The sequence below is a fragment of the Naumannella cuiyingiana genome, from assembly GCF_013408305.1.
GTDB lineage: Bacteria > Actinomycetota > Actinomycetes > Propionibacteriales > Propionibacteriaceae > Naumannella > Naumannella cuiyingiana.
Genome location: NZ_JACBZS010000001.1, coordinates 1,819,152 through 1,830,387, shown reverse-complemented (window position 1 = coordinate 1,830,387; position 11,236 = coordinate 1,819,152). Strand labels below are relative to the sequence as shown.

Annotated in this window: 9 protein-coding genes; 4 read left to right on the top strand and 5 right to left on the bottom strand. The window is 74.0% G+C overall.

Going from position 1 to position 11,236, the window contains the following annotated elements:
- Positions 1 to 8 precede the first annotated feature (8 nt).
- Both GGQ54_RS08405 and GGQ54_RS08400 read right to left on the bottom strand, forming a co-directional pair.
- Entirely contained in the window at positions 9 to 1,778 is a 1,770-nt protein-coding gene (locus GGQ54_RS08405; protein ID WP_179444981.1) for a hypothetical protein, read from the bottom strand.
- A 119-nt stretch (positions 1,779 to 1,897) separates the two neighbouring features.
- Positions 1,898 to 2,545 (bottom strand): pyridoxamine 5'-phosphate oxidase family protein, encoded by a 648-nt coding sequence (locus tag GGQ54_RS08400; RefSeq protein WP_246293222.1) that lies wholly within the window; start codon positions 2,543 to 2,545, stop codon positions 1,898 to 1,900.
- 100 nt (positions 2,546 to 2,645) lie between these two features.
- Between GGQ54_RS08400 and GGQ54_RS08395 the strand changes: the two genes are divergently transcribed.
- On the top strand, positions 2,646 to 4,142 hold the full coding sequence (locus tag GGQ54_RS08395) for a mannitol dehydrogenase family protein (protein ID WP_179444980.1): 1,497 nt from the start codon (positions 2,646 to 2,648) through the stop codon (positions 4,140 to 4,142).
- Positions 4,143 to 4,495: 353 nt separating this feature from the next.
- Positions 4,496 to 6,709: a transketolase C-terminal domain-containing protein gene (locus GGQ54_RS08390; RefSeq protein WP_179444979.1), complete on the top strand. Its 2,214-nt coding sequence runs from the start codon at positions 4,496 to 4,498 to the stop codon at positions 6,707 to 6,709.
- Here GGQ54_RS08390 and GGQ54_RS08385 read toward each other — a convergent pair.
- Positions 6,630 to 8,165 carry an MFS transporter gene (locus GGQ54_RS08385; protein WP_179444978.1) on the bottom strand — a complete coding sequence of 512 codons (1,536 nt, stop codon included), beginning with the start codon at positions 8,163 to 8,165 and terminating at the stop codon, positions 6,630 to 6,632. The two genes, GGQ54_RS08390 and GGQ54_RS08385, sit on opposite strands and share 80 nt — an antisense overlap.
- Positions 8,162 to 8,926: an alpha/beta fold hydrolase gene (locus GGQ54_RS08380; protein ID WP_179444977.1), complete on the bottom strand. Its 765-nt coding sequence runs from the start codon at positions 8,924 to 8,926 to the stop codon at positions 8,162 to 8,164. Before GGQ54_RS08380 ends, GGQ54_RS08385 begins: the two co-directional genes overlap by 4 nt.
- Before the next feature lie 84 nt (positions 8,927 to 9,010).
- Between GGQ54_RS08380 and GGQ54_RS08375 the strand changes: the two genes are divergently transcribed.
- The gene (locus GGQ54_RS08375) at positions 9,011 to 9,940 is read left to right on the top strand and encodes a LysR family transcriptional regulator (RefSeq protein WP_179444976.1); all 930 of its coding nucleotides are present in this window, start codon (positions 9,011 to 9,013) and stop codon (positions 9,938 to 9,940) included.
- Positions 9,941 to 9,973: 33 nt separating this feature from the next.
- Positions 9,974 to 10,363: a PPOX class F420-dependent oxidoreductase gene (locus tag GGQ54_RS08370; RefSeq protein WP_179444975.1), complete on the top strand. Its 390-nt coding sequence runs from the start codon at positions 9,974 to 9,976 to the stop codon at positions 10,361 to 10,363.
- Here the strand turns inward: GGQ54_RS08370 and GGQ54_RS08365 are convergent.
- Positions 10,326 to 11,129, bottom strand: a complete 804-nt coding sequence (locus tag GGQ54_RS08365) for an alpha/beta fold hydrolase (RefSeq protein WP_218843780.1) — start codon at positions 11,127 to 11,129, stop codon at positions 10,326 to 10,328. The genes GGQ54_RS08370 and GGQ54_RS08365 overlap by 38 nt on opposite strands.
- Positions 11,130 to 11,236 lie beyond the last annotated feature (107 nt).

Sequence of the window (11,236 nt, the reverse complement as noted above, 5' to 3'; positions counted from 1 at the left end):
CTAAGAGGTCAGGGGCCGCAGAATGCGGCGCGCGCGGTCGCGGGATCGCCCGGGATGGACAGGGTGGTCAGCGCGGGCGCGAGCGCGACATTGCGCCAGAAGCGCGGCCACGTCAGGGATTCGGTGACCGCATCGGAGAGTTCTCCCAGCTCGCCACACCCCAGGGCGGCCGAGGCCTCGGCCGCGGCCGCGGCGAGCCCGGGATCGGCGACGGCGACGGTGTCCAGATCTGCGTAGCGGGCCAGCCGCCAGACCTCCGGCGCCTCCTGGGTGTGGCCCGGCCGGGCCATCCCGCCCTCGCGGCCGACGTCCACCCGGGCCGTGATCGGGTCGGCCAGCGAGAGCCGGTCGACCACCAGCGCGCCGGGCGCGGTGCCGGCCTCGTAGCCGATGATCCCGATCGCTGCGTGAGCGATCACGGTGTCGCCGGGCCGGGCGGCGGGCCACGTCGGTGCGTCCGGATCTGTGGGGTCCGGCTTGTAGTAGGAGATCCCCGCGGCATGATCACGGCGTACCGCCGCCCCGGGCAGCCCGGCATAGGTCCAGTCGGCGGACGTGACGGGGCCGGGTACGCCGTTGATCATGGACCAGAAGGAACGCTCGTCGGCCAGCCCCTGGCGATCGAATGCGCCCCCGTAGTCGACCCGGAGCGCGGGCACCGCGACCAGCGCCCAGCCGGTGATCACCGCAACCGCGGCAGCGGCGGGGGTACGCAGCGACGCCACCCGCAGCACCGCCAGCGGTGCCAGCATCGCGAACAACCCGGGCAGCAGCATCCGGCCGTGCATGAAGTCGCCGCCCACCCGGACCACGTAGAGCGTGTGCAGCGCCCCGGCCAGGAACGGCGCCGCGGCGACCGCGCGCGCGCCCCGCCCGCGCGGGAGCAGCCGGCCGGCCAGCAGCGCCGCGGCCAGCGCCAGCAGCGGCACGGGCAGCCAGTAGGTGGCGTACAGATCGGACAGGTAGTGGAATCCGGCGGACCAGTCGCTGCCGCTAGCATCCTTGGCGATCGCGGTGTTCGGGACCAGCGCGGCGAAATAGCCGGCGCGGAACACCTCATAGACCAGCGGGAGCGCCAGGGCGGCGACGGCGGCGGCGAGGACCCCGCGCACGTTGCGGCGGCTGGTCAGCACCAGCGCGATCGCGAAGGCGAGCGAGAAGAGCGCGAAGTCCGGGCGGACCAATGGCCCGAGACCGATCACGACCGGTACGCCGAGCGGGCGCCAGGCGGGCAGGTCCGACACTGTCGCCGGGTCCGTCGGGAGTCGGCGGGCCAGCAGCCAGCAACAGGCACCGATCCAGCAGAAGCCGAGCCCGGTCTCCAGGCCCGAGCTGGCGAAGTCCCACATCGGCGGCAATGCCGCAAGCACCAGGGTGCCCGCGGGGAGCGCGATGCCGCCGACGGGCCGGGTCAGCCGGAGCCCGGCGAGGGTGACCAGCACGAACCCGGCCACGGTCAGCGCGACCCCGAGCCAGACGGCGCTGATCCCCACCTCGAGTCCGCCGGTGAGCGCACGACCGGCGACCATCAACCACAGCCACAGCGTGGAGGTGGTGACCTCGACCCGCTCGCCGGCGTTGTAGACCGGACCGTTGCCCGCGAGGATCTGCTCGACCACCCGGGCGTTGATGTAGCCGTCGTCGGACATCCAGCGCCGGTGGGCGCCGGCGATGGCGATCAGGACGATGGGTACGCCGAGCGCGACGAGAGACAGCCGGGGCGCCAGCGACCCGGCGGTGCCCGCCGGTTCGGGCGCCGTTGCCGTCTGCGTCACCACGGCTGGTGAGCGTACTCCCGCGAGGCTCCCCGTGGGTCCCAATCGTGTCGTCGGTTATCGCCCCGTGGGAGGGCTCCCACGGGGCGATAACCGACGACACGATTGGGAGGGCGAGGGTCTCAGGAGCGGGCGCCGCGCAGGCCCTGGACCGAGGCGGGCGCCTCGACACCGGGGGCCAGATCGGTCTCCGGAACGGGATCGCCCCAGACCTCCGCCAGCGGGACGACGCCGCGCCAGGCGCTCGGATCGCGCCCGGCGGGGCCCGCACCGGCATCGCGTACCTTGACGATCCACCGACCATCGCGGATCGGCAGCCGCAGGGTGAGGGTCGCCGCGCGGTCCTTGCGGGTCATGTCGACCACCTCGGCGGGCCGGCCCGGCACCAGCCGCTCGGACAGGGCGATCAGCGCGTCCCACTCCTCGTCCTCGCCGACCACCTCGAGATTTCCGCGGACCACCGCCGAGCGGTAGTTGGCCGAGTGGTCGAAGAGGTGATCGGCGAGCACCACCCCGTCGATCCGGGCGACGGTGAACGCCGCGGGCGCACCGGCGCCGACGTGGCGCAGCGCGCCGGCGCCGGTCGAACCGTGCAGCAGGATGTGGTCGCCGTGCCGGGCGTACAGCATCGGCACCGCCCAGGGCTCCCCGTCGACGACCGTGGCCAGCGTGCCGACCAGCATCGCGTCGAGCACGGCATCCAGCTCGGCGCGGTCGGTGCGGCCCCGGTCGGGCTTGCGGTGCAGGGTGGTCAGGTGGTCGGTGGTCATCGTCACCCGGCCAGCGAACGCCATTGCGGCCTCTCGCACAAGGCCAGAATGTTCCGTAGCCACTGACCAGTTTCGGAGCGCACGGGCGTACCGTGTGCTGGTGGCATCTGACAACGGCGGCGCGGCCGCCCTATCGTTGACCGACGACGCGCTCGACCGGCTGCCGGCCGAGGTCGGGCGCCCCCGCTACGACCGCTCGGAGGTGCGCGCCGGGATCGCGCACTTCGGGGTGGGGAACTTCCACCGCTCGCACCAGGCGATGTATCTGGACCGGCTGCTGAACGACGGCGAGGCGGCGGACTGGGGCATCTGTGGGGTCGGGCTGATGCCGCGCGACGCCCAGATGCGCGACGCGCTGCGCGCGACGGACGGACTGTTCACGCTGGTGCTCAAGCATCCGGACGGTACGCGGGAGGCGCGGGTGATCGGATCGGTCATCGACTATCTCTATGCCCCCGACGATCCCGAGGCGGTGCTGGAGAAGCTCGCCTCGCCGCAGATCAGGATCGTCTCGCTGACGGTGACCGAGGGCGGCTACAACTTCGACCCGGTGACCGGAGAGTTCGATCTTGACAATCCGGCGGTCGCGGCCGATCTGCGCGGGGACGCGCCGCCCGCGACCACCTTCGGCTTGATCATCGAGGGATTGCGGCGACGGCGCGAACGCGGGATCGAGCCATTCACGATCATGAGCTGCGACAACATCCAGGGCAACGGGGACATGGCGCGGCGTTCGTTCGCGGCCTATGCCCGGGCAGCCGATTCCGAGCTGGCCGACTGGCTGGAGGCAAATGTCGCCTTCCCGAACTCGATGGTCGACCGGATCACGCCGGTGACCACCGACGACGACCGCGCCGAGGTGCGCGAGCGGTGGGGGATCGAGGATCCGTGGCCGGTGGTGGCCGAACCGTTCACCCAGTGGGTGCTGGAAGATCATTTCCCGGCCGGCCGGCCGCCGCTGCAGGACGCTGGCGTACAGGTCGTCGACGAGGTCGAGCCGTATGAGCTGATGAAGCTGCGGCTGTTGAACGCCAGCCACCAGGGGATCGCGTACTTCGGCTGGCTGCTCGGGTATCGGCTCGTGCACGATGCTGCGCGCGATCCGTTGCTGGCCCGGTTCCTGCGGCGCTACATGGACGACGAGGCGACGCCGACGCTGCGTCCGGTGCCGGGTGTTGATCTTGGCGAGTACAAGGACACGCTGCTGGAGCGGTTCGGCAATCCGGAGGTACGCGACACTGTCGCCCGGCTGGCCGCCGACTCGTCCAACCGGATCCCGAAGTGGCTGGTGCCGGTGATCAACGAGCAGCTCGCCGCCGGCCGCCCGGTGGCGCTGTCCGCGGCGATCGTGGCGTCCTGGGCGCGCTATGCCGAGGGCGTCGATGAGTCCGGTGAGCCGATCGAGGTCGTCGACCAGTTCGCCGAGGAGCTGGTGCCGCTGGCCCGCTCCCAGGCAGACGACCCGCTCGCCTTCGTGAAGAACCGGTCGCTGTTCGGCGATCTCGCCGAGCGGCCCGAGTTCACCGAGCCCTATCTGTGGGCACTGCGGTCCCTGCACGAGCGAGGCGCGCGGGCCACCCTGGAGGACCTGGTCTGAGGCTCTCCCTCGCGGGCGCCGACCGACCCCGCGCCTGCCGCCCGACCTCGCGCCAGCCGCCCGACCCCGCGCCACGGCGTACGCCCCCGCGAGCCCGGGCGCATGCCGAACTTGCAGTTGCCTGCGGTGCCCGCCACGCATGCGCAAGTTGGGCATGCCCCGGGAGCGGGAGCGGGGCCGCGGCTCGGCGTACGCCTCGCCCGCGCGAACCCAACCGGCAGCCGCGAGCCCGGGCGCATGCCGAACTTGCAGTTGCCTGCGGTGCCCGCCACGCATGCGCAAGTTCGGCATGCCGGGAGCGGGAGCGGGGCCGCGGCTCGACCGGCGGCGGGCTCCCGGGCATGATCGGGGCCATGGCGATCAACGACGATGCCGCGCCGCACGAGATCCTTGACCGGCACGTGCGGGACGCGCTGCGCCGGCTCGACGACGCCGCGCCTCGCCCGGCCGACGGTGCCCCCGCGCTGACACCCGACGCGCTCAAACCCGACGCGCTCAAACCGGACGCGATCTTCGACGCGATGGCGGGCAGCCGCCTGCTGGACATCTGGGCCCGCCGGCTGCGGGCGCGCGGGCAGGGCTACTACACGATCGGCTCCGCCGGGCACGAGTCGAATACCGCGGTCGCGGCGGCGCTGCGTACCGACGATCCGGCGCTGCTGCACTACCGCTCCGGCGGATTCTTCCTGGCCCGACAGCTCCAGGCCGGGCGCAGCATCGACGACGGCCTGCTGGCCGTCCTGCGGAGCATGTTCGGCGCCACGACCGACCCGGCGTCCGGCGGGCGGCACAAGGTGTTCGGCGACCCGGAGCTGGCGATCATCCCGCAGACCTCCACCATCGCCTCGCACCTGCCGCGCGCGGTCGGCGTCGGCTTCGCCATCGCCCGCGGGCACCGGATCGGCGCGGACGTGCGCTGGCCCGCGGACGCCATCGCGGTCGCCAGTTTCGGCGACGCCAGCCTGAACCATTCCACCGCCGCGGGCGCGCTGAACGCCGCCGCGCACACCGCCTGGCAGGGCGTCGCGCTGCCGCTGCTGTTCGTCTGCGAGGACAACGGGCTCGGCATCTCCGTGCCGACCCCGGCCGGGTGGGTCGCCGCGGCGCTGCCCCGCCCCGGCCTCGCCCACTTCAGCGCCGACGGCGACGACCCGGACGCGCTCGCCCGCACCGCCGCGGAGGCCGTCGCGCACGTACGCGCCACCCGCCGGCCCGCCACACTGCACCTGCGCTGCGTACGGTTCCTCGGGCACGCGGGCACCGATCTGGAGTCCGGCTACCGCGCGGCGGCCGAGATCGCGGCCGAACTGGTACGCGACCCGCTGCTCGCGCACGCGGCCGCCCACGGCATCGACGGAGCCGCCGACCGCTACGCCGAGCTGTCCGATCGGATCGCCGAGCTCGCCGGGCAGGTCGCCACCGAGCCGACGCTGCGCAGCGCCGCCCAGGTGATGGCGCCGCTCGGCGCCGCCTCCCCCGCCCGCCGCGCGGCCCCCGCCCCCACGCCCCCGGCGACCGGGCGCACGCTCGCCCAGGCGATCAACGCCGCGCTCGACTCCGAGCTCGCCGCCCGCCCGGAGATGTTGATCTTCGGCGAGGACGTCGGACGCAAGGGCGGCGTGTACGGGGTGACCAAGGGCCTGCAGGAGCGGCACGGGCGGCGCCGCGTCTTCGACACGCTGCTCGACGAACAGTCGATCCTCGGCCTCGGGCTCGGCCTCGGGGTCAGCGGGCTGCTCGGCGTGCCGGAGATCCAGTACCTCGCGTACCTGCACAATGCCGAAGATCAACTCCGCGGCGAGGCCGCCAGCCTGCGCTTCTTCTCCAACGACGGCTACCGCAATCCGATGGTGGTGCGGATCGCCGGACTGGCCTACCAGAAGGGATTCGGCGGGCACTTCCACAACGACAACGCGCTCGCCGTCCTGCGCGACATCCCAGGTCTGCTCGTCGGCGTACCCGCCCGGCCGGAGGACGCGGCGCCGATGCTCGCCGCCCTGCTCGACGCCGCGGCCCGCGACGGCCGGGTCGGCGTCCTCGTGGAGCCGATCGCGCTCTACCACGAGAAGGACCTCCACCAGCCCGGCGATCGGGGTTGGCTCGGCACCGACCATGATCAACCGGCGCCGATCGGTGCCGCGCGCCGGCACGGCGACGGCACCGACCTGACCATCGTCACGTTCGGCAACGGGCTGCGGATGAGCCTGCGCGCCGCGCACACCCTCGCCGCCGAGGGGATCGGCGCGCAGGTGCTCGACCTGCGCTGGCTGAGCCCGCTGCCGACCGCCGACCTGCTCGCGGCGGCGCGCGCGACCGGCCGGGTGCTGATCGCCGACGAGACCCGCGCGTCCGGCGGCGTCGGCGAGGGGGTGGCAGAGGCGCTGCGCGCCGGGGGGTACGCCGGGGCGCTGGCCCGGGTGGCCAGCCGGGACAGCTATGTGCCGCTCGGCGCCGCCGCCAACCTGGTGCTGCTCGGCGAGGACGACATCACGACCGCGGCGCGTACGCTGCTGGCTCCGCGCTCGCCCGGCGGCGGCTGCCTCGCCCCGCCCCCGGCGACCGCCTGAGACCGCCGGCGTCACGCTCGGGGCGCAGCTGGCGCCGGATCACGAACGCGCCGGCCGCGCAGAGCGCCGCGATCGCCACCAGAGCGACCTGCCAACCCGCCGAGTACGCCGCGATCCCGGCCGCACCGGCAGCGGGCCGGCCCGACAACAGCGCGGCGGCCGCGGGGGCGCCCACGCGGGTCGAGGTCACCGTGTGCACGACGGCGGTGACGACCACCACCGCGATCGCCTCCGTGCCCACCCGGACGGTGTTGAACATGCCCGCCGCCATCCCCTCCCGCCCGGCGGGCGCGACCGCCAGCGCGGCGCCGTCCAGCACGGCCAGCGAGAGCCCGAACCCGGCGCCGATGATCACCATCGGGGGGCCGGCGATCAGCATCGGCCCGTCGGGGCCGACCGCCGCGAGAAGTACGCAGCCGAGCGCGATCACCAGCATCGACCCGGGCAGCAGCCAACGCAGCGAGAGCCGGTGCGCCACCCGACCGATCAGCATCGGCACCACCAGCGTGGGCGCGGTGAGCGCGAGCAGCATCAGCCCGGTCCCCAGCGCGGACGCGCCGTGCGCGACGCTGAGGAAGACGCCGAGGGTGAACACCAGCGAGACGAACCCGAAGGCCGCCAGCGTCACCGCCAGGCAGACCGCGCCGAACTGGCGTACCCGCAACAGCGCGAGCTCGATCAACGGCTGGTCGGCCCGGCGCTCCGCGGCGAGGAAGGCGATCGCGGCAAGCACGCTGACCCCGAACGCCGCGGCCGTCGGCCAGCTCACCCAGCCGGCCTCCGGGCCGAGCGAGACCGCGATCATGAACGCCGCCAGCGCAACGGTCCAGGTCAGCGCGCCGGCAAGATCGAACCGCTCGGGGCGCGACACGGCGAGATCGCGGGGCAACACGCGCCGAGCGAGCAGCAGGGAGGGCACGGCGACCGCGGCGTACACCAGGTACAGCCCGCGCCAACTGCCGACCGCGGTGATCGCCAGCCCGGACAGCGTCGGGCCGAACGCCAGGCCGAGGCCCAGGCTCGTGCCGAGGATCGCGAACACGGTCGCGCGCTGGGCGCCGCGGTAGCTGCTCGACAACAGGGCCGAGCCGCCGGTGGTGATCGCCGCGGCCCCGATCCCGGACACGGCGCGGCCGAGGACGACCGCCCAGATCGCCGGCGCCGCGGCGATCAGCAGGTTGCCCGCGACGAAGATCAACAGGCCGATCGCCAGCATCCGGCGTCGACCCCAGCGGTCGGCCAGCGCGCCCGCGACGGCGAGCGCGCTGGCGAAGGCCAGCATGAAGGCGTTGATCACCCAGTTGGTGACGGCGGCCGGCGCGTCCAGGTCGGTGGCCAGGGCCGGGATGGACACCGTGGCCCCGGGCGCGCCGACGGGCACCAGGAGGACGGTCGCGCAGAGCAGCACCGCGGGCCCCCACGGCCGGCGCTCGGACTCCGCGCCCGGCGTACTCACCGGGCCTCTTCGAGGAACGCGGTGACGGCCGCCGCGAACTCGGCGGGATCCTCCGCGGGCGCCCCGTGGCCGGCGTCCAGCCCGGCCTGCGTCGCGCCGGTGATCCCGGAGACGAGGGCGCGCTGGCTGGCGCAGTCGATCAGCCGATCGTGCCGCGAGGTCAGGACCAGCGTCGGCGCGCTGATCTCGGCCAGCCGGTCGGTCAGGTCGACGCGCTGGTCGAGCTCTATCTGGCGGATCGTCGGCGCGACCCGGAAGCCGGGCCGGAGCAGCTCGAGCAGCTCCTTGGTGGTCGACTCGTTCGCCGCGGCCCAGAACCGCGGCCCGAATGCCATCAGCGGCAGGTAGCCGAGAAACAGATCCACCTCGGTACGCAGCAGCCGGATCCAGTGATCGAACTCGGCGAACTGGCGGGCATCGGTACGCACCCAGCCCGCGTGCAGCACCAGGCGCCGGACGCGTCCCGGCGCGGCCGCGGCCAGTTCGGCGGCGACCACCGCGCCGAGGGAGTGCCCGACGACGTCGAACTCGGTCAGCCCGGCGGCGTCGGCGGCGGCCAGGGCCTGCGCGGCGATCCCGGCGACGCTCAGCTCGCCGGGGTCCTCGTCGGAGCCGGCGCCGGCCAGATCGGGCGCGACGACGGTCCGGGTGTCGGACCACTGCGGCAGCATCGGTTCCCAGATCGCGGAGTCTCCGGCCGTGCCGTGCACCAGGAGCAGGCCGGGGCCCGCCGGGGGAGGAGTGGGGAGTGCGTCGTTCATGGCTCGATCGTGGCCGCGCACCGCCCGCGCGATCGAGTGTCATATCGTGCACGCTGCGTTCGCGATCGCCGAACGCCGGGCGCCGTGGGGCCCGCAGCAACCGGCGAGACGGGGGTAGCGGTGGAGCTGCGCCAGTTGCGCTATTTCCTCGAGGTCGCGCGTGAGCTGCACTTCGGGCGGGCGGCCGAAGCGCTGCGCGTTGCGCCCTCGGCCGTCAGCCAGCAGGTGGCGCGGTTGGAACGCGAGCTGGGTACGCCGCTGCTCGACCGCTCGCATCGCGCGGTGCGGCTGACCGAGGCGGGGCAGCGGTTCGCCCCGCGGGCCCGGGCCGTCCTCGACGCGGCGAACGCCGCCGCGGACAGCGTGCGTGTGCCGTCGCGTGTGGTGCGGCTCGGCACCAGCGCCGGCCTCGGCACGCGCATCGCCGCCCTGGCAGAGCGCGCCCAGCTGGCCGAGCCGCCGATTCGGCTGGAGCTGAGCTACGCCCCGGCGGACGACCGGCTGGCCGCGGTCGGTGCGGGCCGGCTCGACGCCGCGGTGGTACGCGGGGACAGCCGGGCGAGCGCCGAGCTCGACTTCACCGAGGTGTGGACCGACGAGCTGGTGATCGCGCTGCCCTCGGCGCACCCGCTGGCCGCGGAGGCGGCGATCCCGCTCGGTGCGCTGGCGGGCGTACCGCTGCGAATCGTGCCCCGCGATCGCAATCCCGACCTGCACGACACCGTGTACGCCGCCGCCGCGGAGTCGGGTTTCGTCCCGACGATCGCCGGCGAGTTCGGCGACGCGCTGCACGAGGGATTCGCCGCGCTCGCCATCGGGCCGCCGAGCTGGACCGTGTTCTACGCCGGGCACGCGCAGACCCTGGCGATCCCCGGAGTCAGCTTCGTGCCGGCCACGGTGGGGCCCGACGGCCGCGGCCTGTTCCTGCGGGCGTTCGTGGTCACCGATGCCCGGCGACCGCTGTCGCCGGTGCTCGCCGAGTTCCTCGACCTGTGCCGGCGTGCCGGGGCTTGACCTCAACCCCGGATGAGCGGCCACGCTGGCCGCATGACGGCATTCACCGAGCCCGAGCGCGGCTATCTCGCGCGCCAACCGATCGGCCGGTTGGCGACCCTGCAACCGTCGGGCACCCTGCAGAACAGCCCGGTCGGCTACCGGCTGAACGACGACGACTCGATCGACATCTTCGGCCGCGACATGGCCAACAGCCGCAAGTACAAGAACATCGTGAGCCACGACCGGGTCGCGTTCGTGGTCGACGACCTCGCGTCGACGGACCCGTGGCGACCGCGCAGCGTGGAGATCCGCGGCCGGGCCGAGCAGATCACCGGGAAGGCCGGCGCCTACTTCGACGGCGCCGGCATCCGGATCCGGCCGGAGTGGGTGTTCTCGATCGGGCTCAATCCGCGCCAGGGCGGCCCGCGACGAGTCGGGTGATCAACTCGGCGGTACGCTCCGGCGCCTCCGCGGGCGGCAGGTGCCCAACGCCGGGCAGCGTGACGAGCGTGCCGCGGCGTACCCGCTCGGCGATCAGTGTCAGCTGCTCCGCGCCGACCGCGGCATCCGCCTCACCCGCCACGGCGAGCACCGGCACGTCGATCTCGCTCAGCCGATCCCGAACGTCGAACCCGCCCAGCGCCTCGCAGACGGCCGCATAGGACTCGTCGTCGACGTCGCGCAGCGCGGTCAGCAGCGCGTCCGCCACACCCGGTTCACGATCCGCGAAGCCGGGCCCGAACCAGCGCTGGGCCGATCCCTCGACCATCGACGCCGTACCCGACGCGCGCACCTGGGCCGCCCGGTCCGCCCAGCCCGCCGGGTCGCCGACCCTGGCCCCGGTGGCGATCGCGGCAAGCCCGGCCAGCCGGCCGGTGATCGCGAGCTGCAGGCCGACGCAGCCGCCGACGGAGTCGCCGGCGTACCAGTACGGCGCGCCCGGATCGCCGCGGACCTCGCGCGCCCGAGCGGCGAGCGCCTCGACCCCGTCGGCGAGATCTGCCATCGAGAACCCGGTCGCCGGCCTCGACGTGCCGTGGCCCGGCAGGTCCCAGGCCACCACGTCGAACCGCTCGGCGAGCACCCGCGCGGCGGGCTCCCACAAGGTGGCCGCGCTCGTGCCGAGGGACGGCCCGAGGACGAGCAGCGGCCGGCCGCGCGCGCCGGTCACGGCGTACTCCACGCCGGACAGTTCCGGAATCGCCACGGCTCGGTCTCCCTTCGCTGGATGCATCCGAACCCTAGGCCGGACCGCCGCCGCCGACCACCCGGCGGGCGATTGATTCGGGATTCATCCGAAGCGGCCACCGGCTC

Coding starts and splice junctions, on each gene's coding strand:
- GGQ54_RS08400 (WP_246293222.1), bottom strand. CDS start 2,545: ATGACCACCGACCACCTGACCACCCTGCACCGCAAGCCCGACCGGGGC.
- GGQ54_RS08390 (WP_179444979.1), top strand. CDS start 4,496: ATGGCGATCAACGACGATGCCGCGCCGCACGAGATCCTTGACCGGCAC.
- GGQ54_RS08380 (WP_179444977.1), bottom strand. CDS start 8,926: ATGAACGACGCACTCCCCACTCCTCCCCCGGCGGGCCCCGGCCTGCTC.
- GGQ54_RS08370 (WP_179444975.1), top strand. CDS start 9,974: ATGACGGCATTCACCGAGCCCGAGCGCGGCTATCTCGCGCGCCAACCG.